This window comes from Photobacterium sp. 2_MG-2023 (genome assembly GCF_030547675.1).
GTDB lineage: Bacteria > Pseudomonadota > Gammaproteobacteria > Enterobacterales > Vibrionaceae > Photobacterium > Photobacterium arenosum.
Genome location: NZ_JAUOQQ010000014.1, coordinates 59,832 through 84,077, shown reverse-complemented (window position 1 = coordinate 84,077; position 24,246 = coordinate 59,832). Strand labels below are relative to the sequence as shown.

19 protein-coding genes are annotated in these 24,246 nt (G+C 53.8%); 3 read left to right on the top strand and 16 right to left on the bottom strand.

Annotated elements, in window-relative coordinates:
- Positions 1 to 16: 16 nt before the first annotated feature.
- The 15 genes from Q4491_RS12875 to Q4491_RS12805 form a co-directional block, all read right to left on the bottom strand.
- Positions 17 to 3,145 carry an efflux RND transporter permease subunit gene (locus Q4491_RS12875; protein ID WP_192016156.1) on the bottom strand — a complete coding sequence of 1,043 codons (3,129 nt, stop codon included), beginning with the start codon at positions 3,143 to 3,145 and terminating at the stop codon, positions 17 to 19.
- Positions 3,132 to 4,220: an efflux RND transporter periplasmic adaptor subunit gene (locus Q4491_RS12870; protein ID WP_225445206.1), complete on the bottom strand. Its 1,089-nt coding sequence runs from the start codon at positions 4,218 to 4,220 to the stop codon at positions 3,132 to 3,134. Before Q4491_RS12870 ends, Q4491_RS12875 begins: the two co-directional genes overlap by 14 nt.
- A gap of 179 nt (positions 4,221 to 4,399) precedes the next feature.
- Positions 4,400 to 5,728 carry a vWA domain-containing protein gene (locus tag Q4491_RS12865; protein ID WP_303457940.1) on the bottom strand — a complete coding sequence of 443 codons (1,329 nt, stop codon included), beginning with the start codon at positions 5,726 to 5,728 and terminating at the stop codon, positions 4,400 to 4,402.
- Complete coding sequence (gene tadF, locus Q4491_RS12860; RefSeq protein WP_303457938.1) at positions 5,725 to 6,252, bottom strand: TadE/TadG family type IV pilus assembly protein; 528 nt, start codon at positions 6,250 to 6,252, stop codon at positions 5,725 to 5,727. The genes Q4491_RS12865 and tadF overlap by 4 nt, the downstream gene beginning before the upstream one ends.
- Entirely contained in the window at positions 6,249 to 6,728 is a 480-nt protein-coding gene (locus Q4491_RS12855; RefSeq protein ID WP_218385090.1) for a TadE/TadG family type IV pilus assembly protein, read from the bottom strand. The genes tadF and Q4491_RS12855 overlap by 4 nt, the downstream gene beginning before the upstream one ends.
- Entirely contained in the window at positions 6,728 to 7,585 is an 858-nt protein-coding gene (locus Q4491_RS12850; protein WP_303457935.1) for a tetratricopeptide repeat protein, read from the bottom strand. Before Q4491_RS12850 ends, Q4491_RS12855 begins: the two co-directional genes overlap by 1 nt.
- A 13-nt stretch (positions 7,586 to 7,598) precedes the next feature.
- The gene (locus tag Q4491_RS12845; protein ID WP_192016151.1) at positions 7,599 to 8,507 is read right to left on the bottom strand and encodes a type II secretion system F family protein; all 909 of its coding nucleotides are present in this window, start codon (positions 8,505 to 8,507) and stop codon (positions 7,599 to 7,601) included.
- Positions 8,508 to 8,512: 5 nt separating this feature from the next.
- The gene (locus Q4491_RS12840; protein WP_192016150.1) at positions 8,513 to 9,433 is read right to left on the bottom strand and encodes a type II secretion system F family protein; all 921 of its coding nucleotides are present in this window, start codon (positions 9,431 to 9,433) and stop codon (positions 8,513 to 8,515) included.
- On the bottom strand, positions 9,427 to 10,752 hold the full coding sequence (locus Q4491_RS12835; protein ID WP_303457933.1) for a CpaF family protein: 1,326 nt from the start codon (positions 10,750 to 10,752) through the stop codon (positions 9,427 to 9,429). The genes Q4491_RS12840 and Q4491_RS12835 overlap by 7 nt, the downstream gene beginning before the upstream one ends.
- Complete coding sequence (locus Q4491_RS12830; RefSeq protein ID WP_192016149.1) at positions 10,752 to 11,897, bottom strand: P-loop NTPase; 1,146 nt, start codon at positions 11,895 to 11,897, stop codon at positions 10,752 to 10,754. Before Q4491_RS12830 ends, Q4491_RS12835 begins: the two co-directional genes overlap by 1 nt.
- Before the next feature lie 4 nt (positions 11,898 to 11,901).
- Complete coding sequence (locus tag Q4491_RS12825) at positions 11,902 to 12,477, bottom strand: pilus assembly protein FlpD (RefSeq protein ID WP_192016148.1); 576 nt, start codon at positions 12,475 to 12,477, stop codon at positions 11,902 to 11,904.
- A gap of 11 nt (positions 12,478 to 12,488) precedes the next feature.
- Positions 12,489 to 13,862: a type II and III secretion system protein family protein gene (locus Q4491_RS12820; RefSeq protein WP_303457929.1), complete on the bottom strand. Its 1,374-nt coding sequence runs from the start codon at positions 13,860 to 13,862 to the stop codon at positions 12,489 to 12,491.
- Positions 13,863 to 13,892: 30 nt separating this feature from the next.
- Positions 13,893 to 14,819: a Flp pilus assembly protein CpaB gene (gene cpaB / locus Q4491_RS12815; RefSeq protein ID WP_303457927.1), complete on the bottom strand. Its 927-nt coding sequence runs from the start codon at positions 14,817 to 14,819 to the stop codon at positions 13,893 to 13,895.
- Between the two features lie 31 nt (positions 14,820 to 14,850).
- Complete coding sequence (locus Q4491_RS12810; protein WP_192016293.1) at positions 14,851 to 15,300, bottom strand: prepilin peptidase; 450 nt, start codon at positions 15,298 to 15,300, stop codon at positions 14,851 to 14,853.
- The gene (locus Q4491_RS12805; RefSeq protein ID WP_192016145.1) at positions 15,293 to 15,493 is read right to left on the bottom strand and encodes a Flp family type IVb pilin; all 201 of its coding nucleotides are present in this window, start codon (positions 15,491 to 15,493) and stop codon (positions 15,293 to 15,295) included. Before Q4491_RS12805 ends, Q4491_RS12810 begins: the two co-directional genes overlap by 8 nt.
- Positions 15,494 to 15,706: 213 nt before the next feature.
- On the opposite strand from Q4491_RS12805, the gene Q4491_RS12800 reads away from it, so the two are divergent.
- Positions 15,707 to 18,727, top strand: a complete 3,021-nt coding sequence (locus Q4491_RS12800; protein ID WP_303457924.1) for a DUF1566 domain-containing protein — start codon at positions 15,707 to 15,709, stop codon at positions 18,725 to 18,727.
- Between the two features lie 17 nt (positions 18,728 to 18,744).
- Entirely contained in the window at positions 18,745 to 19,446 is a 702-nt protein-coding gene (locus tag Q4491_RS12795) for a DUF1566 domain-containing protein (protein ID WP_303457922.1), read from the top strand.
- A 286-nt stretch (positions 19,447 to 19,732) separates the two neighbouring features.
- On the opposite strand, the gene Q4491_RS12790 is transcribed toward Q4491_RS12795, so the two are convergent.
- Positions 19,733 to 21,736 (bottom strand): replication initiator protein RctB domain-containing protein, encoded by a 2,004-nt coding sequence (locus tag Q4491_RS12790; protein ID WP_192016142.1) that lies wholly within the window; start codon positions 21,734 to 21,736, stop codon positions 19,733 to 19,735.
- 1,290 nt (positions 21,737 to 23,026) lie between these two features.
- On the opposite strand from Q4491_RS12790, the gene Q4491_RS12785 reads away from it, so the two are divergent.
- Positions 23,027 to 24,244 carry an AAA family ATPase gene (locus Q4491_RS12785; RefSeq protein WP_192016141.1) on the top strand — a complete coding sequence of 406 codons (1,218 nt, stop codon included), beginning with the start codon at positions 23,027 to 23,029 and terminating at the stop codon, positions 24,242 to 24,244.
- Positions 24,245 to 24,246 lie beyond the last annotated feature (2 nt).

Sequence of the window (24,246 nt, the reverse complement as noted above, 5' to 3'; positions counted from 1 at the left end):
CGGGGTTGCCGCTTGCTCACCCCAGCCGTTTCTTTTTCAACAGCACAGTATTGTCCTGCGCCAGCTCTTTCTCCAGCTGGCGGGTAACAAATTCCGGGCTGTTGGTGTGGCGGGCCAGCAGATGGTACACCACAGGGATCACCAGTAAGGTAAAGCAGGTCGCAACACTTATGCCGCACAACACCACTATCCCGATCACCAGCCTTGTTTCTGCCCCGGCGCCGGTCGCCAGGATCAAAGGAACCGCACCGGCAGCCGTGGTGATGGCTGTCATCAAAATCGGACGCAGGCGGGCACAGGCCGCATCAATGACTGCGTCTTGATAGGCTTTGCCCTGATCGCGCAACTGATTGGCAAACTCGACAATCAATATCCCGTTTTTCGCCGCCAGTCCCACCAGCATAATGATGCCTATCTGCGAATAAATGTTGAGGGTCTGACCGGTAAAGTACAGTCCCAGCAAGGCACCGAAGGTTGCCAGCGGCACGGTCAGCATGATCACCAGCGGGTGAATATAGCTTTCGAACTGGGCCGCCAGCACCAGAAACACCACCGCCAGCGCGAGGGCGAACACAAAGAGAATTGAATGGCTGGCGGTCTGAAAATCCTGCGACGGACCTTTATAGTTCACCACCGCATCAGCAGGTAAATATTGCCTGACCAGTCCGTTCAGATAAGTTAATGCTTCTCCTAAGGTGTAATTATCGGCAAGATTAGCCTCTATGGTGACCGCGCGGATCCGGTTGAACCGGTTCAGCGTCGGCGCATCGGCATATTCAGACACAGTTACCAGGTTCGATAAGGGGATCAGTTCACCATTATGCCGTGAACGCACGTACAGATTGCTGAGATCCTGCGGGGTATTCTGTCGCGCCGGCTGGCCTTCGATCAGCACATCGTATTCTTCCCCGCGCCATTCGTAGCGGGTCACGACCCGGGAGCCCAGCATGGATTCCAGCGTCTGCCCGATTTCCGTCACTGAAACGCCTAAGTCCCCTGCCCGCTCGATGTTAATATCCACCCCAAGCAAAGGCTTGGTTTCTTTGTAGTCATGATCCAGGCCTTCCAGTCCGGGGTTATTCGCAGCCTGCTCCATGATAATGTCACGCCACTGGGCAAGCTGCTCATAGGTGCCGCCACCAATCACGAACTGCACCGGTTTGTTAACTCCGCGCCCGAACGGCTGGCGCATCACAGCGAATGCCGACACCCCGGCAAGATCACTCAGGCGCTGCTGAATATCACGAATGATCACAAACGCATTGCGCCGCTCATCCCAGTCTTCCAGCACCACAATGGCAAAACCGTTGGAGAAATCTTCCAGCTGGCCCCAGCCCCGCGGCGCCCTAACCAGCAAGCGCATGATTTCCCCGCTCTCAACCATTGGCATCAGCCTGTGCTCAATCTCATTCATGTAGGGCTGCATGTATTCAAAACTGGCGCCCTGAGGGCCATTGATCAGAATGAACATGGCACCTCTGTCTTCCCGGGGCGCAAATTCCGTCGGGATACGGGTCGCCAGCCAGACGCTGCCGCACAGCATCACCACCAGAATGCCAATGATCAGATAAGGCCGGCGCAGCCAGTTCATCAGCGATGCACGGTAAAAATCCGTCACCGCCCCCAGCACAGCACTGACTTTACGCACCAGCCAGGGTTCACTCTCGACCTGCTGCATAATTTTTGACCCCATCATAGGCGTCAGCGTCAGTGCGACCAGTGAAGACAGGATCACCGCGGTACTCATGGCAACCGAGAATTCCCGGAATAATTTGCCCAGATCGCCCTCAAGAAAACCAATCGGCAGGAACACGGAAATCAGCACCACTGTGGTGGCAACAATGGCAAAACCGACCTGCCTCGCCCCCAGAAAAGCGGCTTTCAGCGGCGATTCGCCCAGTTCGATACGGCGGTGAATATTCTCCAGCATCACAATGGCATCATCGACGACTATCCCGATGGCCAGGATCAGCGCCAGCAGGGTGAGCAGGTTGATGGTATAGCCCAGGGCGTAGAGAATAATGAAGGTCCCGATTAAAGACACAGGCACAGTCAGTGCCGGGATCAGCATGGCGCGGACACTGCCGAGGAACAGGTAAATCGTGATGATGACCAGGATCAGGGCAATAAAGAGGGTTTTATAGACCTCATCGATTGATGCCTGAATAAACACCGAGGAGTCATAGGATTCTTTGATTTCCATACCGTCAGGCAGGGTCGGATTGAGCTGGGCGACCAGCGCGTTCACCGCCTGAGCCACTTCCAGCGTATTGGCGGTCGATTGCCGGTTAATCCCCAGTCCTATCATGTCCTGCGTATTGCCGCGAAACATGATTTTTTCTTCTTCCGCCGCCAGTTCCACACTTGCCACATCCGCCAGGCGGATCAGATAGCCATCTTCACCTATACCTATCACCAGGCGGGAGAAATCCGCGGGAGCAAGAAAACTGCGCTGAGTGCGGATAGAAAACTGGCGGTTTTCCGATTCGATCGATCCGGCCGGCAGCTCAACATTGTCGGCCCTGAGTGCGTTTTCCACATCGGACACCGTCAGCCTGCGGGCAGCCAGTTTTTGCCTGTCTATCCATATCCGCATCGCATATTCTTTACCGCCACCGATACGCACCGCCGCCACACCGTCCAGCACAGAGAAGCGATCGACCAGATAGCGGTTGGCGTAATCCGTCAGCTCAAGGGTATCCATCCGGTCTGAGACCAGATTGAGCCACATGATCACTTCGGAGTTGCCCTCCGCCTTCTGCACTTCAGGCGGGTCCGCTTCGTCCGGCAAATTATTGAGGATACCGGAAATACGGTCACGCACATCGTTCGCGGCGGCGTCGATATCGCGCCCGATGCCAAATTCCAGCGTCACATCCGACCGGCCGTCACTGCTGGTGGAACTGATATTGCGGATCCCCTCAATGCCAGACACTCGATCCTCGACAATCTGGGTGATCCGGCTTTCCACAATAGCTGCCGATGCCCCCCGGTAGTTGGTTGAAATAGTAACAATCGGCGGATCGATATCCGGATACTCGCGCAGCGGCAACCTTTCATAGGCCACCAGCCCGAAAGTAATCAAGAGCAAACTGATCACTGAGCCAAAGACTGGCCGCCGGACCGCCAGATCAGTCAGAAACATGGGCGGCCTCCCGGAAGGTGAAATGCTCCACAGGCTGAGTGGTCACTGTCTGTCCCGGCCGGACTTTATCCATCCCCCGGGTGATCACCTGCTCGCCTTGCTGCACACCGCTGAGAATTTCCACTTCACCGCGACTGCGAAAACCCAGCTCAACCAGCCGCTGTTCAACCACGTTCTCGCCGTTAACGACCATCAGAAAATGTTCCGCCTGACGCGGGATCACCGCTTCTTCAGGAACCACCAGCCCGGCACGGGATTCTAATGTCAGCGCCAGTGTCATCAGCATACCGGGCCGTAACAGCAATTGTGGATTGTCGACTCTGGCTCGCACCTCAACGGCCCGCGTCTGAGGGTCGACCCGGCTGTTGACCGTGGAAACCCTGCCGGAAAAAACCTGATCGGGAAAAGCGGCGACGCTTCCTTCCACCTGAGCACCAGGCTCAATCTGGCCGAGAAACCGTTCAGGCACAGAAAAATCGAGTTTAACCGTATCCAGGGCATCCAGGGTGGTGACCACCATACCAGGCGTCACCAACGCACCCTGGCTGATCTGGCGAAACCCCAGCACACCGGAAAAAGGTGCCAGCAGGGTTCTGGCTTCCAGCTCAGCCTGATTCTGAGCCAGGATGGCTCTGGCCACTTCAATCCCCGTCCGCAGTTTATCCAGCTCAGAACGCGCCACAGTGTTGCGGCGAACCAGACCTTCAATGCGTTTGTATTCCCGCCTTTGTTCGTCCAGATTGGCCTGTGCCGCCCTGACTTTGGCTTGTTGTTCACCCGAGGTCAGCGTGAGCAGTAACTCCCCCGCCCTCACCTGCTGACCGTCTTCAAAATGAATACGATCGACTTTTTCCGTCACTTTTGCGGTGATCTGTACTGACTCGCGCGATTTCACCGTACCAAGGGCTTCGACAAGACGGGCAACGTTCTGCCGCACTACCGGCTGAACCACCACATTGGGCACAGGGCGTGACTGCTTCACCAGTGTCTGAGCACGTCGCTGGTATTCGGTATAACCAATACCAAGAACCAGAGCCAGCAGTAAGACAGTGCCGACTATCAGGGTGACTTTCATCCATGTGCTCCTGTGAACAAAGGCAAAACAGCAATGATATGTCGATTCCAGTTAAGTATAGCCAGCAGCGATTTTTTGACGTGTTGTCAATGGCGATGAAAAGTGGCGGAAGTGGGACGCAGAGAAGTCACAGACCCGGTTTACAGTGTAAAACCGGTCTGTGACGGTTATAACGCTTTTTATTTCACCAATGAAATGTCATTGATGGTATTGGCAATCACGCTAAAAACCGTGCGTATATTGCGTTCATTCGCGGTATAGAAGCCATCGGGACTGGCACACTGGCGCACAATCTGGGCATTGTTGCCATAGCCGATACTGAACACCTGGATACCCTGCTTTTTCATTTCACGGCATATCGCCACCTGTTTTCTGTCGCGTATCGCAGGGTTGACCCTGTGCTCGCCATCAGACAGCAGCACCATGACTTTGACATTATTCGGCATTTCATAGCTACGCGGCAGATCGGCCATGGCTTCCCGCCACAGTCCCTGCCACTGGGGCGAGAGTAGTCGCCATGCCCAGAGCACCCCTTCTGCGGTGTTGGTATTATTGCCCGGATAAAGCTGCTCTATGCCTTGCTGGTACTCATGCTGCGTTTTTGCCATCGCCATAATTGGACTGACACCGCAGTCCAGCGAGTCAAACAGGCCCAGCGAAGCCAGGGCATTTTCACGATAAGCATGTTCCGGGTTATCTGACGGATAAAAAGCTTTCAGCGCTGTGCCATCGGCATAGCGGCTGCCGGCTGGGCGCTGCGTGGTATGAAACAGCTCAATCTGCTGACCGCGGGACGGCGCAAGTTCCAGTTGCCGAACCCAGCGCGACGAGACTTCACGCGATTGCGTTAACCCAGTGCTGTCTTCCGCCAATCTGGCGCAAAACGCCTGCCTGTCCCGTCCCGGTACGGAAGGGTGCAAAAAGCTGTGCCAGTTCTTCTCTTTAAACAGGGTTTGCAGGTTGAAGGGCGGCTGCAAACTGGACGGCTCGAAAAACTGAGGATACGGCCCAATGTTCACCAAGCCGCTGGCCGGGATCAGGCTGATCACTCGGTTATCATTGCGCCTTTCTTTGGCAAAAAGCACATCAGCAAAATCCACCAGTCCTTTCTTGACCTGATTGAGCGGCTCTCCTTTCATCGAATCCGACACATCCACCACTACGGCAATTTCTACCGTGCTCTGCACAATCCGCGACGCAGCTTTAACCCCGATAGGAATGTCCTGACTGCTGCCTGTCAGCCGGAGGCTGGCCCCGTTCTCACCTGACTGAATCTGTGCGCTGGCATCGATGCGGTTTGATGTGAGCAGGGCTGCCACATCCCGGGATGGATCATCACTGTCCGAGGCCGACAGCAAGGCAATATCCGCCACACCGCTCAATCTGTCATGGTCATGATAAGCACGAATGATGGTGCTGACGGTGACGAGAAATCCCACGGCGCCGATCAACATCAGGATAAAACCGGCAGAGAAGGCACCTTTCTGACGATATACATAGACTGTCATTGTATCTCCTGTACATAACCGGCACGCAAGTTTGTCCCGGTGAGCCATTCGTTCAGCCAGCTGCCGGAGGCCACTTCGCCGGTTTTCAGGCACAAGGAGACCCGAACGAATATGCCCCGGGTCAGGGTTGGCCAGTCGTTGGCTTCAGTACACAACCCTTCTTTGACCACACTGACCTCCTCACCTGTCGCCAGGTTTCGCCAGTCGATAGCCAAACCGTACTGGCTGCCGGATAGCTGTTTGTCTGTCAGTGCTGTTACCTGTTGTTCTGCATACCGGCCATAGAAGGTAAAGGGATTGTCCGCGTCAGTGTTGGGGGTAAATGCTGTCATGCTGACCATCTGCGTCAGGTTATATGCGAGATTATCCAGCCGCTGCTGCAAACGCAGCACACTGAGTAAGTCAGAGCAGGACAGGATGAACAGCACCAGAAAGCCGAAGACAAACACGGCTTCAACACTGGCCGCACCGCGCTGTTTGGCCGGGAAACCCGAACCGGTTAAAGAAAAGTCACGTCGGCTCATTCTGGCATCCTGTCTGAAAGCATGATCAAGGTCGTTCGGTATTCCAGGGTCCGCGCTTTGGCAAAAAACAGGGGATACACAGTCATGGCCGGCTTTAGTACAGCTGTCACCCGCAATACAGGATCAGACGGCGCCAGAGGGATCGCCTCGTCTGGTGCCAGCCCGCCGTCTGCCTGCAGCATCTCGGCCAGCGAACCATAACGGGTAACGGACAGACTGAAATCCGGTTTACCTATCAGGCTGGCCTGAATATCTTGTTTCAGCACTGTCGCGCTGGGCAGCCCTCCCCGAACGCTGTCGACCATGTGTTCGCGCAATACTCGTCGCATGGCATGCTCCAGGGTGCTGTATTGCCAGTGCACTCGCACCACGTCTGCAAACAGCAGCAACAACCCGATAAAGACAGGCAGCAAAAAGGCCATTTCCACGCTGACCACGCCCCGCTGGCGACAGGAAGTCTGAACCGGTTGATGCATCAGGACTGACCTTGAAGCGGAAGTAGCTGTATCTGCTCAAAACGGGCTGACAGCCTGCGTATATCGTGATCAACCTGAGTCGGCGACATGAAGCGGGACAGGATCAGCCTGGCCTGTTGCTCCTGCCCTTCCGCCAGCAATAACAGGGCATAGTTCATCTCCACCCGAGGGGGCAACTGCTGATAGTGCAGCAACGGGGCGAAGACCTCCCTTGCCGTGCGCACCTCGCCATCCATCAACCAGCCCAGCGCCAGGTTGGCGCGATAGTATGCATCGTCGGGAGCCAGCGTCACAGCCCGCGAGAAAGCGGCTCGTCCTTGCACGTAACTGTTCTGATTTAACAGCACAACGCCCAGGCCGTTGCGCAATTTGGCTTCCTGAGTCGCAGTCAAGCCTTGTAATGCCAGCCCCTGGTGGTACGCAGCCTGTGCCCGTTCTACCCTGCCATCATCCAGGCTGAATTTTCCGAGATAATAGGCAGCCTCCGGGGCGAGTTCTCCTTGCATCTCCAGCAGTTGCTGCAGCGTATCTCTGGCCGCCTGTTTCTTGTCCTGCTGGTACTGACTGCGTGCCAGCATCAGCAGGGCTTGCTGAAAGAAAGGAGTAGCCCGCGGGTTTTGCTGCCCCCCCTCACCTGAGGGCGCAGACGTATCCAGCATCTTCCGGTAAAGGGTTTCCGCTTTGACATACTGATGCGAGTCGAAAGCGGTTTGCGCCACAACCATGGCATTGGTCTGAGCCTTGGCGCTGACGGTATCGGCGTGACGACTGCAGGCACTCAGAGCCAGAGCGGCAAGTGCAATCCAGACATAGCGGCTGTTGCGCAGTAACAACTGAGCAGAAGTAGTCGTATTCATCAAAGTGTTCCTGTTATTCACTCAGGCTTTCAATCAGCAGATTCAGGGTAGGGGCTATGATTAACACCAGCAGTGGCAGCATGATAAAGCCCATTTGGATTAAGGTGATACGTCCCGGCAACTTGCCCGCCTGCTCTTCCAGCGCTATCTTGCGCATCTGACGGGCTTCTTTGCTGATGGTGCGCATGGTATCGGCCAGCGGCGACCCGTAACGCTGGGCCATTGCCAGCGTTGAAGCCAGCCGTTCCAGCTCAGGCAGGCCGGTTCGCCAGGCCAGTTTTTTCATGCACTGCGCGGGATCGCCCATGACCTGTACTTCGGCATGAGTGCGCAGGAATTGCTCGGCAAGACGGGGTTCGCTCGCTTGCAGATAACGTCCGACACGCTCCAGCGCGCGATCCAGTGACAGCCCGGCTTCCACTGTGATCACCAGCATATCAATGGCATCCGGTACAGCACGGCGTTGCTGCTCCCTGACACGTAAAGAGCGGCGACGCAGCCAGTACTCAGGCAGGTTAGCCCCCAGCACATAGGCAAACAGCAATGCCATCAGCAACATAGCCGTCAACTCGCCCTGCCAGCGCCACACCAGAGCCACCACGACCGCCGCCATGCCGCTCAGACATTTGGCCCCACATACTCTCGCGACACCATCGTCACTATCAATACCGGCCTGAGCCAGCATTTTGAGCAGACGTTGTTTCTCTGCCGCCGACGCCGGATAGCGGCGGCCAATCCGTGCCAGCCAGTGCTGACGTTCAGCGCTTTTTTCCGAGACGTTTTCCATGCAATAGCGTACCCGCTGCACAGCCCAACGAGCATGCTGACGCTGTTGATACCAGAGCAATGCACATGACACGACAACCAGCCAAAGCAGCGCTATTGCCAGTATCAGGGAAGAAGAAATCAAAGGAATGGGCATAATAATTAAGCCTTTATCTGGGTCAAGCGGCGGATGAGCATCAGCCCGAACAGAATACTGCCGATCACATAGCCGACCACCATCTGGCCCTGCACAGTCATCATCAGATAATCGAAATGTTCCCGTCCGGCACTGAACAGCACCAGTACGATAAGAACCGGTAGCGCCGCCAGCACTTTGGCTGAGCTGCGCGATTCCGACGTAATACTGGCCACACTGGCTTGCAGTTCTTTACGTCCGCGCAGGGTATCGCCAAGCTGATTCAGCACCTCAGACAACCGGCCACCGGTTTCCTGCTGCAAGCTCAGCACTACGGTAAGGAAGCGAAACTCTGCCACCGGCATTCTGGCTGACGCTTTGGCCAGCACGTCGGTAAGCGGCTGGCCGACACGCAGCTCGTCATGCATCTGCCCGAACAGGCGGGATACCACAGCACGTTGATCCTCCGCTTCCCCGTACTGCTCGGCGATCACCGCAAAGGTATCAGCCATTGGTGCGCCCACACGCACCGCCCGGATCATACCGTCGATCACTTCCGGCAGCTGATCACGAAAAGCATCCAATGCCTGTTGCTGCAACTGATGATAAACAACCCAGACGCCAAGCGCGGTCACAGACAGCGAAAGACTCAATGCGACAAACCAGGTCATGCCGTTGACCGTCAGCAGCAGCGTGATCGCCACCACAGCCGCGGGGACGGCACGTTGCCAGAATTGCACACGTTTCCCCCCCAGCACGGTCGCCATGGTCAGATACCATTCAGGCAAAGTGCGCGTTTCCTGCTGAGCGGGTGCACGAAACTGGCTGTAGCGCTGCGCCTGTTGCTGCCAGCATTCCCGCTGGCGATAAGCCTGCCACCACAAGCCGAGGATCATCAGCCACACCGACACCACCAGCAGGCTTAGCAGCACTGTAATACTCAGCATACTGCCTCTCCTTGCGGGACAAGCGGCAGACTGCAGACGCTCATGGCCTGATCCAACCCGGACTGCGCGGCTTTTTCCAGCAGCGCCTCCGACATCCCGCAGGCATCAAACTCACCCTGGATACAAGAGTGATCAACATGCTGATAGCGAAAACGGAAGATCGGCTTCATCTGAATCGCGCCCTTGCTGATCCCGGCCACTTCGCTGATGGCCGTGATCCGACGCTTGCCGTCCCGCATCCGTTCAAGTTGCACCACCAGATCGACCGCACTGACAATCTGGGACTGAATAATCGATTCTGACAGCTTTTCTGCGCCCATCTGCAGCATGTTCGACAGGCGGATCATGGCATCTTGCGGGTTATTGGCATGCAGGGTACAGAGGGAGCCATCATGGCCGGTATTCATGGCCTGCAGCATATCGAACGCTTCCGCCCCGCGTACCTCGCCAAGAATGATGCGGTCCGGCCGCATCCGCAGCGCATTACGTACCAGAGCACGAATGGTCACCTCGCCTTTCCCTTCCGCACTTTCATTGCGGGTTTCCAGCGGTACCCAATGCGGCTGATCCAGCGACAGCTCAGCAGCATCTTCAATGGTCAGGATGCGCTCGTCATCACCAATATGCTGGCTGAGGGCATTGAGCAGCGTGGTTTTCCCCGAACCGGTTCCGCCCGATACCAGAATGTTAAATCGCCCTTTAGCGGCCAGGGCCAGAAACTGAGCCATGGCCGGCGACAGGCTCTGATTCGTGACCAGTGCGTCCAGTGTCAGGCGGCTGGCCGGAAATTTACGGATAGAAATGGTCGTGCCGTGCAGTGCCAGCGGCGGGGCAATAACGTTTACCCGGCTGCCGTCGGCCAGCCGGGCATCCACCATAGGCGTCGACTCATCCACCCGACGCCCCACAGCGTTGACGATCCGCTGCGCCACATTCAGAACATGCTGTTTGTCGTGAAAACGGATCTTAGTTCGCTCCAGCTTGCCATGTCGCTCGACATACACATTGTGCGGACCGTTGACCAGGATATCGGAGACACTCGGATCATCGAGCAGCGGCTGGATCGGCCCGATGCCGATCATCTCATCCACCATTTGTCTGGTCAGCAGTGCCAACTCGCCACTGTTATAGGGCAACAGTTTTCTGGCGGCTATCACGTGCAAAGCATCGCTGACCTTGAGCGCCAGCGCCTGAGGCAACAGCTTGGCAGCCACCGACGGTTCAACCTGCTGATAGAAGGCTTCTCTGGCCTGCTCTGACATCGTCAGCAGTTCCTCTTCCTGCATCGCAAGCGCTGGCGGGGTATGTTTACCAAACATTATGCCGCACTCCGTTTCACGGCAATGGAAGCACCGCCACTGATCACTGTCTGAGTCAGCTTTCTCAGCTGTTTAGCCAGCTTACCGCCCACGCAGACCACTGGCTGACCTGATTGCTCCGATTTCACCACAGCAGCGGCATCAAACGGCAGTGTCATCAGGGTTTGTAATCCTGACGCCTGCGCCATTTCGGCCTCAGGTACCCGGCTGGTTTTCGTCCGGCACTGGTTAGCCACCAGCAGACGACGCTGATGCGTGCTGGCCTGCCGGAACTGCCATTTATTCAGCAGCCGCATTGCACTGAGACTGCTGTCATGCAGTATCAGGCACAGATCGGCCTGCGCGGCCAATGCACGCCAGGCCGGATCGCGCAGGTCAGGCACATCGACCACCACAGTGCTGTAATGGCCGGCAACCATAGCCACACTGCTGATAACCTCCTGCGACAATTGGGCAGGAGAGTCCTGAACCCCGTCCTGGTTGTAAAACAGGTGCAAGCGTTCACTGACCTGATGGGCCGCATGGCTCAATAATGTGTCATCCAATCGCTCGGCCTCAGTAAAAATTGAGTGCTGGATATGCTCATAATCAACCCCCAATAAAATGGGGTGCTGGCTGTGATAAGTGTTGAGATCAACCAGCGCAACGTGCTGATGATGTTCATCTGCCAGCAGCCAGGCCAGATTGGCCGCGACGGTACTGGTGCCGACACCGCCTCCTGAGCCCACAACAGCAATCACTCGGCCGCGGCGCAGAGGCGCCGTTGCAGGGCGATCCACCATGGCCAGCAAACTCAGGCGCAGGGCATCCGCATCCAGCGGTGTTGCATGGTAATCGCTCACTCCCAGCTGCATCAGACGGCGGTAGACATTGAGATCCTGACGCTGGCCAAGCACTACCAGTTTCATCGTTGGCGGACAACACTGCGCCAGCCCGGATAGGTCAGACTCCAGCTTGCCACAATCACCGGCATCCACGATAAGCACATCGGGTGCGCCTTGATTCAGGCAGTAATCACAGGCAGCCTGCATATCGCCCTCCCGGACTGTCATTACCACATCCGGGAGCTGCTCACCGATTAAGTTCAGGCTGTGGCGGCTTGCGTCAGTGAGGACAAAGGCCACCAGTTGCTGTTGTTTACGCATGACTTTACTCCCCTGTTGTGCTCTGGCTGCTGGCATGTTTGATCTTGTCGTCATAAAGACGCTGCACGGCCCCTACATCGAGCGCGCTGGATGTCACTTCGTACTCCGCACCTTCGAACCAGTGAGCTGTGGTTGTCATAGCCCGGAACTGATTGCGTTTCAGTAAACAGGTATTCATCGATACCTCGGCCGGCCCCTGCTGATAACGGCAGGTATGCGGCTGCAACGTCACCGTCAGAGCAACCTGGTATCCGGACTGGCTGGCAGGGTGATGCTCCACCAGGGTTGGCATCGCCAGTTGCTGCTGCAATACAACCGATAACTCAAGTGATTGGCGCGGCTCAGCCGGACCGGTGATTGCCACCCTGAGTATGCCGTCTTCCAGCCGCTCAGCCAGCGGGCGCAGAACAGCCTGCAACGAGGGTTGCAATTGCGCGGCATTCACCCGATAAGTGGCGGTTTCCAGATAGTTTTCAGTCGTCTTCTGGCTGTCGTTCCAGTTGTCCAGCCGATCGACACAGCCCGTCAGCGCCAAAGCCGTGAGTGGCAGCAGCAAAGATTTTGCATTCAGTTTCATCATAAATCCCAGAATCAGTAGCTATAGCCGTACTGGCCGAACAGCGTTGCCTGTCCCTGTACAGCAGGGGCTTGCATGTCGCCAAAATCACTGAAGAAAAGCCGTTCAAACCGGCTTGGCGGGCGGTAGAAATCCAGCGGTGTGGCCAGTTCAAGCGGGTTACTGGTCGGCTCGACCAGACGGGCCGTCGCTATAATCACCAGCTCGCTTTCCCCTTCCTGGTAAGTGGTACTGCTGAAAAACGGTGCCAGAAACGGTATTTCTCCCAGCACAGGCAAAGCTTCAACATTCTGATCGCGGTAAGTACGTACCAGACCCGCCAGCGCAAAGCTCTGGCCATCGGCCAGCTCAACCGTGGTGGTGGTGCGGCGGGTTTCGATCCCCGGTACCACGACACCGCCAATGGAGACACTGTTTTCACGGCTCAGAGTGGACACTTCCGGTGAGACTGTCAGACTGATGCGTTTATTGCTCAGCAGGGTTGGTGTCAGTCCCAGTGAGATACCAAAGTTCTTGAACTCGATTTCCGGGCCATCGTCACCGTTACCGACAGGAAACGGAAACTCACCGCCAGACATAAAGGTCGCCGCCTCACCAGATTTGGCCGTCAGATTGGGTTCAGCCAGCACAGTCACCAGGTTGTTCTGCACTAACGCATCAATAATGGCGTCAATTTTGACCGTATCTCTGCCAATCAGACTGTTGTCTGCCGGCGTGGGATACAGATTGCCCGGCGACACGCCCAACTGCAGATATTTACCTATTGCACTCCAGCGCATCCCCAGCTGTTCGCTGGTGGAGCGTTCCATTTCGATGATACGGACAGAGATGTTGATCTGATCTGAACCGGCCAGACGCAAGCGATTGACCACATGAGGATACTGGCCTTCGCCCCCGCCGGGTACAGCGTCTTCCGGCCGCTCGTTGGTGGAACGCTCACGCCCCTGCGAAAGCGGTTCCTGGCCGTTGGTCGCAAACAGACCTCTGGCAAAGCCGGCAGACATAGACAAAATATCGTGTGCCTGCTGGGCACTGATCACTTCGCCGGCAACTACTATCGCTTTGGAGGTGTATTGAAAGTCTAATGGCGTATCGGGATAGGCACGCTTTGCAGCTTGTTCCAGCGCGGTAAGATCGGCCTCCACACGCACGTCAAAATGGCCCAGGGTCTGTCCCTGATGACCAGTGATCACCAGATCTGTTTTACCCACGGCTATGCCGTGTACCAGCAGGTGCTGCTCTGACGGGCTGTGCAATTTGGCCACATTCCCGTTGGCGATAAACACATCTTTCACCGGCTGGTCAAAGCGCAGCAGGCGGGACTGATCGGGTTTGAGCATTAACGGTTGAGCTGCCTGAGCAACAGTGCTCAGGAGTGAAAATAACATGAATGAGATACAACGCATGACACACGGGCCTTAATTGGAGGAACCGGATTTATCGGCTTTATCAGCATCGGAATCGTTTGCCGGCTTACCGTAGGCAATACGAACCCCATGCGTGGGAATGGCTTTCGGATTATGGTTTTGCGAGACCTGCTCGGCCCAAACCACGGCTTGCTCTGTTGCCGCCATGCTGTCGAGAGCAGGGCGTCGACCACGAAGCACCAGCGACAGTTCGCCAAGTTTGTTGGCCAGCAACAGCCGGGCCGCTTCCTCGGGCAACAACTCGAAAGTTACATTCACCAGATCAAACTGTTGCTGACCTTTAGCAGAGGCGCCACGCTGACCGAGATCAATCAGTTGCGCTTCAATAGCCAGTAGCTTGATATCTGACAGCACCTGCTCGGCAGACAGGCCGGATACAGCTTCGTCACCCACCAGTTTGCCCGCATTACTGTTATTGCTGGTCAGAATGACATCGACCCGGTTTCCCGGACGCAGCAAGCCGTGACTGACCGCTTCCGGTGTCAGTGCCAGGGTCACGGCACGGGTGCCTGGCGCCATCATGGCGGAAAGATAATGGCTCTGCTCCGGGCGTATCACGTCTTCTGCCGACAAGATCTGCCCGGTTTGCAGTGAACGGGTGATCAGGCTGCCGGACAGGTTTTTAGACTGAATAAATCCCTGCAGGAACAGACCCGGCAGGTTCCCTTCATCGGATGCCGGCAAATCCGCCCAGCGCAAGTCTTCCTCGCGCAGCAAAGCTCCCGCCTGCAGCGGATGTGCCGCTACCAGAATCCGGGCACGGTTTTGCACCGACTCGGCACGGTTTCGTTCGGTGGCGTTATCGGCCTCCGCAGCCCGTGCCTGCTCTGAAGGCGACTCAGCTGGCTGAACCCAGACAACAGCAAGGGCTGCCAGCAGCGCTCCTGACGCTATGACAAATAACAGAAATTTTTTCATGATAAGAACTCTCCGGGATTGATTCAGCCCGTCATGGAAAGAGGATCAAAGGCGTCGACATCAAGGCTCCCAGTGTAATGGCAACCCCGTAAGGCACAGTGCGTACGGCTGGGTAAGCCGGCTTCCAAGCCAGCAACAAGCGGTTTCGTGCCAGATACGCCAGACTCAGCACTCCGCCAGACAAAGCCGTTACCAGCAGACATTCCGGCCAGTGGTCCTGAGCGGCGTACAGGCAGACTGCCAGCAGCTTGCTGTCCCCGGCTCCCAGCCACCCTTTTGCGTATGCGGCCAGCCCGAGGATCAGGCAGGCTATTGAAACCAGCACATTCATCAGGCTGAAAGGCACCAGCAGCACGGACAGGATCAGCAGCACAACTATGGTGACATTGGGAATCCGGCGCTCAGTCACATCAGTAACCACCAGCCAGGAGAACATCAATGCCGCCAATCCCTGAGCGACGACTATGCCGGTATCAGCCATTTTCACCGATATTCAGATCTTTAATGATCGTCTCAAACTTTGCCTTCAGTGCGGTAACGAAAACACCGTCTGAACCAAAGATTGCCAGAATACCGGCGGCCAGCCCTGCTGCCAGGATGCCGTATTCAATCGCCGTTGCCCCCTGTTCATCTTTCAGATACCGCTGAATTAACTTGGCCGGAAACACTTTCATTATTCACTCCATCAATAGGTTAAAAAAACAGACGCGAATGATATTGATTATCAACATCACTTTCAATAGTATCTCCGCCGATTAAGTAAAAAATCGCTAAATAACTGCAACTAAAGAAAAAAATAGAGTCACTTGTGACACAAAGCTCCAAATAGGCAGCGTCTTTGATAGCTGAGTCAAGCCGGAACACCAGAAGGAAGGAAAACAACTGAAGTGAATATTCATAGTAAAGATAGATTTAAGGTATTGATCAGCGCAGCGCTGGTTGCCGGACTGAGCGGCTGCAATATCGAACCGGTGCGAGACGGTAGCGAAGGACAGACGGGGTCACCCTCTGCGTTGTTACCGGATCAGCCTGACTCAGGGTCTGACACGGGAGGCACAGTCAGCCCGCCTCCGCCGGTCCAGCCCGATCCCACACCGGATCCGGCACCCAAGCCAACTCCGGATCCAACGCCAGACCCGACGCCGACCCCGGATCCTGCGCCCGAACCTGTCACCACCATCACTTTATCCGGTGCTGTTCTGGGGGATCGCGGCCAGCAGTACACTGTCAGTCTGAGCGATGGTAAATCTGAAGTTAAGGCCCGCACCGCTGAAACCGGCGGTTATCAGTTCGAATTACAGCTGCGGCAATGGCAACGTCAGTCATCGTTAAGCCTGACGGCCACAGACATTGATAATCCCGGCATGGTTTTCCGGCACACCCTGCCCAATATCGATAGTCTGTTACTGCTTGATGGTGATAATAATCAACTGATCGATAATCAGGAATTGCTGCCGCTCGCCCTCTCTCCGGCCAGTATTGCCTTTGACGCTGTCGCGCAGCACCTGCTTGGACGCAGCGCACTCAGTCAAAGTGACAGAGAAGCCGCCAAGCGGCAGATGGCCACGCATGCCACGCTTAACCAGGCTTTCGTGCGCGACCTTGCACAGCTGCTCTCAGAAACGCAGGCTAAACCTGCCGACAGCGATGTTTCAGCCCTGCCGCTGCTGGGATTAACGCAAACGCAGCTTACCGCTCAGCTGGTGGGCGCCAAAGCTGCCACTCCAAACCTCTCGCTGGGCGAGCTGTATGGCCAATTGGCAGATACACGTCAAATCACACTGCCGGCAACAGCTGAAGCTCAGTTGGAAGCCAGTTTTACTGCAGGGCAAACCCTGAACACCCTGAGCGCAGCATACCGCTGGCAGGAATCTTTCTATCCGGTCTATACACTTCGCCTGAGCGGGGCTTTTCCGGCAGAGCTGACAGACGCCAGAGTCAGTGTTCTCATTGGAGCCAAGCCCAATGACGACACCCGGGGTGAGTATTATTACAAACCAGAGCGTCCTCACCGGGTTATTCCCTTGATGCTGACAGATGACACTGGCCGTCAGACCCACAGAGTAAACGTCAAGGGTCAGCAGCATTACACCCTGACCGTTCGCCTCCATGACACCGCTGACGGATTCAGCCAGTGTGCTCCCGGCTTCATCGGCGAGTCCTGGGAAGGTAAAATGACAGACGACAACCTTCAGGATTTACTGACCCTTCAGATTACCGATCACAGTTCCAATGTTGAGCTTCGCTCGGTATTGGGGCCGCTTTGTGAGCTGATAGCCCTTGATTCCAATCAGGACGGTACCCTCGATAGCAGCGAGTATGCCCGCACCAACATAGGGTACATTTCGTCTGCTCAGGAAGTGCTGCTAAAGAAGACAACTCTGGCCAGCTACGGCTCATTTATCGACTGGAAGCCGCTGAGTATTGCGGAAATTGATGCGCTGATGACGCCATTCCCGCGCCAGCAAACTGAGCTTCTGGCCGCTTTCGCCGCCCTTCAGGCGAAGCAGTCACTGTTCAGTGAACCCGTAGATCTGATTGAAAGCGCAAGTTTTTATCAGGATCTGCTGGGGCTGGTCGGTATTAACATGCAGGCAGAGTACAGTATTGTCTCAAACAGTAATCAGATCCCTCAGCTGAACATTCTGCAATCCCTGATGGGAGAAAACGCGGGGCTGGCTCAGTTGCTGATCAATCACCCTGATAACAATATCTCGCACATCCTCAAAGCGGCCACCAGCCTGTTAGCCGATTCCACCCCCGATCAAGCCTACTTTGACAATCAGCCGCCACCAGGACGCTGGGTGCAAGTGTACCCGAACAGCCATCTGTCCCCCATCTGTCAATCCAGCGGGCTGGTCAGCTACGATCAGGTCACAGGCATTGCTATCGTCGGTCAGGGGGTGGACAGCACCTCTGGTCAGCACTGGGTTACGCTTGACTGGCAGGAACAGGATTACGTGAGTGAATATACGCTCGGCTGGGATACAAAGCCCTTTACCGCCATCACTGATGCCGCCAATCGCCAGCAAACCAGCCGCACCCGGGCAACCGTAAGCGGACTGGATAAATGGCAGACGTACCGCATTCGTATCGGAACACCGGGTGGCAGCCTGAGTGCAGAGCTGCAATACACCCCGGGGCGTATCCATCTCAATGATACCCGGATCACCCAAGGCATTCTCGGTGACGACAGCACCCGTGGGCGCGACACCCAGAATCAGTGCGATCCGTTAAGCGGGCTGGCCTATAACAGTAACCGGGACGGTGAGTTGGGGGCTCGTTATATCAAGTTGGATACAGAAGGAAAACGCCTGCCACGTCAGGATCTTGCCTGGAAGCAGCTCAAATTCAGTTGCGTGGCTGACGCTAATACCGGCCTGATCTGGGAAACCAAATCGGCGACGGATCTTGAGCACCCCAGCCTGCACGATGATCTGTACTATTTTTCCTTTGACGGCAAAGACAGCAGTATTCCTTTTAACGGCACCTGTTACAACCCGGACACCGAAAAACTGGCTTCAGATCGTACCCAGTGCAGTGCGGCTAACCAGGTGACTAAAGTCAACGAAAGCAAGCTGTGCGGACTGAGTAACTGGCGACTGCCCAGCCAGCAGGAAATTTACGGGATCATGAACCTGCAGGGCGATCAGTCAACCGCACTGGACAGAAGCTACTTCCCGAATATCAGCGGATTAAAAACCACCTATTTCAACTGGAAAGATGATCAAGATAAAAGCCGGCATGAAACTATCTATCACGGTTTCTGGACAGCCAATCAGCATCCGCTAACTGCAGAAGCGCTGACGCGCACCGTCAGGCCGTTGAAGCAACGTGGGAATGCACTGACACCAAACCAGCAGCCGCACATGATCATGCTGGTCAGCGATGGCTTTAGCGCGCAATAAACAACAGGGACATCAAGATGAAATCGATAAGCATACTGATTGCGACTCTAGTAATAACGTGCGCCGCGCAGGCCAGTGACAATATTCAGACGGCCTGTAACGCAGATTACACCCCGCCATCCGGGCGCTTTACTCAGGCAGTGCTGACAACCACTGCAGGTCCGCTCAAAGTGGTGAATGACAAGCAAACCGGGCTGCAGTGGCAATTCTGCTCATTAGGTCAGCAACTCAGCGGGGATCAACTCAGTTGTCAGGGTGATCCTGAGATAATAGACAAAGATGCAGAGGCCAATGCCCATCTGGCCAAACAGGCGGTGATCGTGAGTAACGAGAACAGCCGGCTGGGTGAAACCGCTCATCCCTGGCGAGCTCCTGATGTGAACGAACTGTTAAGTATCTACAATAACCAGTGTTCGCCTGCCTTGTATCCGGCCTTCAGTTATCCGTCTAAAACACTGGCAGAGCTGCAAACCCTGAAAGAGGCTGGTAAATTTGATCCGCTCTATCATAAGTTTGTGAGCTACTCAGAGCTGTATTATCTCACCGACAGCTGGGGCACAGATGGGCGCTATGCCTTTGTGTCGTTCAGCAACCTGAACCTTCCCCTGCTCACAGCACTGAATAATGATCCCTGGGGTGGGCCGGAGAAAAGGAATGCCAGTTATCACGATTACAATATCTGGGGAGGGATGCTAAGGCTGGTCCGTGAAATCCCTTAGCTTCAATATTTATGCCGTGTCCTCAGGGGCATGGCATAGCCCGTGGCCTGAAAAACAGATAAAAAAAAGCGAGCCGGGACGGGCTCGCAACAAACTCACATATTGCATTTTCGAGAGATTCACAAGATAACTGACCCGCCATCCTTGCCAGGGGTTACCTTTCTCATCGAAAGGGACAAAGGTTATATCAAGATTCATTTTGGCTTTTTTTGTGCACCTAATGTCATCGCAATGTCAAAACATATTGATTTGACTCAGATTTGACGGAAATCTTTGATCTTGCTTCCTATCTTCCGCTGGCAATATCATCTAGCGCCGTCAGTACCTGATCATTAATGTGCCCTTCGTACACTAACTTACAGACCTTACGGCGTACGGCTAATCCTGAGATCAGCTTTTCTATCGACAGATGGCGCTCATCATGCTGGCTGTTAAACAGCTCAACCGTTTTACTCAGGATTTCGTATGGCATCACCTCGCCACTGACACGCAGCCAGTCAAGCTTGTCCATAAAGGCCTGACACTCTTCGGTAATCACACTGACGGGATGACCCGACATAGCAGACAGCGCTGTGATACTGCGTTGCAAGGCCTCCTGAGAGGTATATTTAGACAGGACAATGGTTAACTCATCCGCATTGATCTCGACCAGGTGCTTTCGCAATTTAACCCGTCGCCCCAAGCGGCCCTTGGGACGCCCTTCTTTGCGTTGGATCGGTTCAAACTCGCCGTCAATGATCTCAGACAACTGCTCCAGTTCCTGGCGGGGCAGGATCTCATTGCGCAGCGGGTTGGGCATAGTGGGGGCCATGGATCGCTTGCCTTCATTGTGCATCTTGGCCCGGGAGAAACGGATCACTTCATCAGCATCGCATTTGATCTCAATATTATAATCCTGATAGCGCGATGCCTTGCCTTCTGCCGGGCTGATCGTCAGGTGATAGCCCCACAGATTGACAGCAAATAACGACTCCGTCACTTTACCTTCAGCCAGCTTTTTCAGCTCGCGGATCAAATCGGTAGAGAAACGGCGCCATTCAATGTTACGGGCTAGTTTCTGGTTCAGCTCGCTCAGCAGCATGCTGTCATGGCCACGGCGCGACATCCGGCTGCGGAAGAAGGTATATAACTGGAAGACCAGAGTATGCTGGCGAAGAATCTCTGGCGGGAACAGGAAAAAATAATCCCTTGTCAGCAGCTCTTCAAAAAAAGAAGGCTCCCAGACCAGAATGTACAGATTCGGTTTAATGCGGATTTCGCCATCTTCGCCTTCCTGCGGCGCTTCTTCCGACGCGGTTATGGTCCGGGCCAGAAAACGAAAACGATCACTTTTAAAACCTTCCGGCATGTTCTCGCTTAACCAGCGACCAGTCAGTTCATGCAGCTGAAAATCGGTAAATTCGATCCTGTCTATGCTTTCGCGGATCGAATCACGGGCCGGGCCGCTGTCTTTTTTCCCGCGCAATGCCAGAATATCTGTGATGTAAATCGGTGTTTTATTGCTCATGTGCCGCGATTGCAGCTCGTAATCCGACAAATGATGATCATGATATTGCACCGTCAGAGTAAACAGCGCGAACAGCGTCATCATGTCGTCTACCGTCATGATCGCTTTCGATGATCGTGTTTCAATAATTGCGCGTGTGCCAGATATTGCTACCATAGATTTCTGATAGCTTTTCTTGGTGCGTGGCGGCGCCAGTGCCTGATCAATAATCCCTGCCCAGCTGGTGGGTGAAACAACAATCTGATCGGCTTCGTCGGGCATCATAGGCGGCGTGCCCAGGCCATATTCGTTCAATAACCGTTTATTGACCTGGTTCTGTGCCAAAGCTTTAGAACGTTTTTGTTTTTCTTGTTCTTTACTTTGAGCAGACTGCAAGCTGGCAGTGCCCAGCTGAGAAACCAACAAAGCAGGATTAATGAAGTGATGCAGCATGGTCTTGCCTGCCAGCCCTTCTTCGAAGCGTACCGGTTGCTGGTTGAATAAACCAATACTCACAGCCGCACGTAAGCGTTGCTGGATGGCTGCACGGGTAAGCTGACCTTCAGTGGCTTCCACCAGTTCCGTGGTTGACACTATGCCGTCCTGACTGGACAGGCCACGTAAAGAGATCAGATTCAGTAATTCAATAATGCTTCGGGTTACCCCTTTGAAGTGTTGATATTGAGGTAACCAGTCGACAAGCGCGTTGGGAATGGCAAACAAGTGTCCGTCTTTGTGTGATCGGGGAGCTGAGATCAGGATCTTTTCATCATATTTCTCATCACGTGTAACCGTAGATTTCATTTGCCATTCGCCGTAAATTGACCATCTTTCCGGAAAGGATAATAAAAAAATACTGAGAAAGAAAGCTTTTTTTATTGAGGCTTTTTAATAATGATCTTTTTGATTTTAAAGATCTAAGTGATAGTGTGATCTTATGATCCGGGTAACAAAATTGCTATAACTCACTGATTACAAAAATATATTTTTTTACACGATCCGGAAGTATGATCAATGTGCTTTCGGAGTGGTGATCATGATTCTTCTGTAAGCATGATCAAACAAGGCCCAGAACCATGATCATTAATGTTCTGTAAGTATGATCAACGAAATATCAGAACTATGATCAATGTGTTTATACAGGTTATCCACAGAGTTATACCTGAGAGGTGCTCACCCGGTCATTAAAATCGACGGTTCACTCCCCTTTCTCGTGCTTTTTTCCTGTTCTCTGGTCCAGAACGATGATCAAGTATTCGCTTTTGAACTTGGCGTAATTCGTTTTTTACGCCTGACTCTTTCATGTTGCTGTTGATTTCATCGATTTCGGAAAGACAACCACCGTAATAACAGAGCGCTTTTATATGTGTCCGGTAATGGAAAAATGATCAAGCTGTCACTTTTGTCATTTCAACCTACTGATTGTGATGGTGGTTGGTGCAATCGCTGCCAATGGTAGTGATAACAACCCGATTTGATTCAGGTATATCGGGCATTCACCGTAATTTAGCGGTACTTGACTATGCTTCCGCAGGTATTGAACTTGATCCCTGGTGAGGATCTTCATCTTGATCATTGATCCGATCTTTCCTTGCTTTAAGAGCACTGTTTTCAGCTTACTATTTCGCCTGCTTTCTCCTTGATCATTGTTGCGTAAACGGCAAATAATGCCTGAAGCATGATCAAGGTACAGTGCTCATTTTTACTCCATTATTCTAGCTGGCCTCGTGCTATCGTCTTTTTCGCTGCGTCTGTTCTGATCCATCAAGCCTATTTTGGTTTTTTACGGGTTGAAATGACAGTCACTGTAGATTAGCCATCTTTTTTCAGGCTTCCAGCCAAAATTGGGTTCATTTGCTTTACATTGTAAATTTGTGACACTGTGACATTTTAATTTATGAGCTGTTATCTGAATCGTAACAGGTAGAAGTGACGCACCGGTTTGTAAGGATTTGGTCAATTCGTACGGCTTTTATCCGAACTGGCATGGTTTTTACTTGAGATCTTTATCACAGTGAAATGTTCAGCTTTTTGTTGTTTTTGTGTATTTATGTTGTACAATTTTGACAAATACTCTGTAGGGTGATGAACAAGATGAATCGGGTAGAAACAATAGAAAATTTGCTCAAGATCGCTGAGCAGACAAAACAGGTTCAGGCGGACCGAATTGAAATCGTGCTGGAAGAGCGCAGGGATGACCACTTTCCCTCTATGTCAAAAGCACTTATGGAGACCCGTTCTGGCCTGACCCGTCGTAAGTTAGATGAAGCGATTGCCCGGATGGAAGAAGCGGGACATCAATTTACTAAAAATAACGCCAATCATTACTCTATTACGCTAAATGAAGCACATATGCTGATGGATGCGGCAGAGCGCCCTGCTTTTCACGAGCGCCAAACCGGCAAGCGTAAGCCCTGGGTGGTGAATGTGCAGAACCAGAAAGGTGGTACAGGTAAGTCGATGACGGCGGTTCATTTGGCGGCTTGTCTGGCCTTGGATCTGGATAAGCGCTATCGCATCTGCTTAATCGACCTGGATCCGCAAGGCTCTCTTCGTCTGTTTCTGAACCCGCAAATCAGTGTCGGCGATCAGGAAAACATTTATTCTGCGGTTGACGTAATGCTGGGAAATGTGCCGGAAGATCAGGCTACGGACAAAGCATTTCTGATGAATAATGTGGTTATGCCAACTCAGTACCCTAACCTGAAAACCATTGCGGCCTTCCCGGAAGACGCCATGTTTAATGCTGATGCCTGGCAGGATCTGGCTGTAAATCAGAACCTGGATATTGTGCAATTGCTTAAAGAGCGAGTCATCGATCAGATAGAAGATGAATTTGATGTCATCATGATTGATACAGGCCCGCACATCGACCCACTGGTGTGGAATGCGATGTATGCGTCAAATGCGCTGTTGATCCCTTGTGCGGCTAAACGTCTTGACTGGGCATCTACGGTGAATTTCTTCCAGCACTTGCCTACTGTGTATGAAATGTTCCCGGAAGACTGGCATGGACTGGAGTTTATCCGTTTGATCCCTACCATGTTCGAAGATGATAATAAGAAACAGGTCTCTGTATTAACTGAAATGAACTATCTGCTTCAGGAGCAGGTGATGATGGCGACAGTGCCCCGTAGCCGTGCTTTTGAAACCTGTGCTGATACCTACAGCACCGTTTTTGATCTGACGACTGCAGATTTTGAAGGTGGTAAAAAAACCTTATCGACTGCCCAGGACGCGATTCAGCGGGTTGGCCTTGAACTCGAACGCGTTATGCATAGTCACTGGGCCAATTTGAACCAGGAGAAATAACA

Bases quoted from the DNA above. Each gene is read 5' to 3' on its own strand.
- Q4491_RS12870 (WP_225445206.1), bottom strand. From the start codon at position 4,220: ATGAAAGTCACCCTGATAGTCGGCACTGTCTTACTGCTGGCTCTGGTT.
- Q4491_RS12820 (WP_303457929.1), bottom strand. From the start codon at position 13,862: ATGTTATTTTCACTCCTGAGCACTGTTGCTCAGGCAGCTCAACCGTTA.
- Q4491_RS12865 (WP_303457940.1), bottom strand. From the start codon at position 5,728: ATGACAGTCTATGTATATCGTCAGAAAGGTGCCTTCTCTGCCGGTTTT.
- Q4491_RS12785 (WP_192016141.1), top strand. From the start codon at position 23,027: ATGAATCGGGTAGAAACAATAGAAAATTTGCTCAAGATCGCTGAGCAG.
- Q4491_RS12810 (WP_192016293.1), bottom strand. From the start codon at position 15,300: ATGGCTGATACCGGCATAGTCGTCGCTCAGGGATTGGCGGCATTGATG.
- Q4491_RS12795 (WP_303457922.1), top strand. From the start codon at position 18,745: ATGAAATCGATAAGCATACTGATTGCGACTCTAGTAATAACGTGCGCC.
- Q4491_RS12835 (WP_303457933.1), bottom strand. From the start codon at position 10,752: ATGTTTGGTAAACATACCCCGCCAGCGCTTGCGATGCAGGAAGAGGAA.
- tadF (WP_303457938.1), bottom strand. From the start codon at position 6,252: ATGAGCCGACGTGACTTTTCTTTAACCGGTTCGGGTTTCCCGGCCAAA.
- Q4491_RS12850 (WP_303457935.1), bottom strand. From the start codon at position 7,585: ATGAATACGACTACTTCTGCTCAGTTGTTACTGCGCAACAGCCGCTAT.
- Q4491_RS12855 (WP_218385090.1), bottom strand. From the start codon at position 6,728: ATGCATCAACCGGTTCAGACTTCCTGTCGCCAGCGGGGCGTGGTCAGC.
- Q4491_RS12825 (WP_192016148.1), bottom strand. From the start codon at position 12,477: ATGATGAAACTGAATGCAAAATCTTTGCTGCTGCCACTCACGGCTTTG.
- cpaB (WP_303457927.1), bottom strand. From the start codon at position 14,819: ATGAAAAAATTTCTGTTATTTGTCATAGCGTCAGGAGCGCTGCTGGCA.
- Q4491_RS12875 (WP_192016156.1), bottom strand. From the start codon at position 3,145: ATGTTTCTGACTGATCTGGCGGTCCGGCGGCCAGTCTTTGGCTCAGTG.
- Q4491_RS12805 (WP_192016145.1), bottom strand. From the start codon at position 15,493: ATGAAAGTGTTTCCGGCCAAGTTAATTCAGCGGTATCTGAAAGATGAA.
- Q4491_RS12790 (WP_192016142.1), bottom strand. From the start codon at position 21,736: ATGAAATCTACGGTTACACGTGATGAGAAATATGATGAAAAGATCCTG.
- Q4491_RS12830 (WP_192016149.1), bottom strand. From the start codon at position 11,897: ATGCGTAAACAACAGCAACTGGTGGCCTTTGTCCTCACTGACGCAAGC.
- Q4491_RS12840 (WP_192016150.1), bottom strand. From the start codon at position 9,433: ATGCTGAGTATTACAGTGCTGCTAAGCCTGCTGGTGGTGTCGGTGTGG.
- Q4491_RS12845 (WP_192016151.1), bottom strand. From the start codon at position 8,507: ATGCCCATTCCTTTGATTTCTTCTTCCCTGATACTGGCAATAGCGCTG.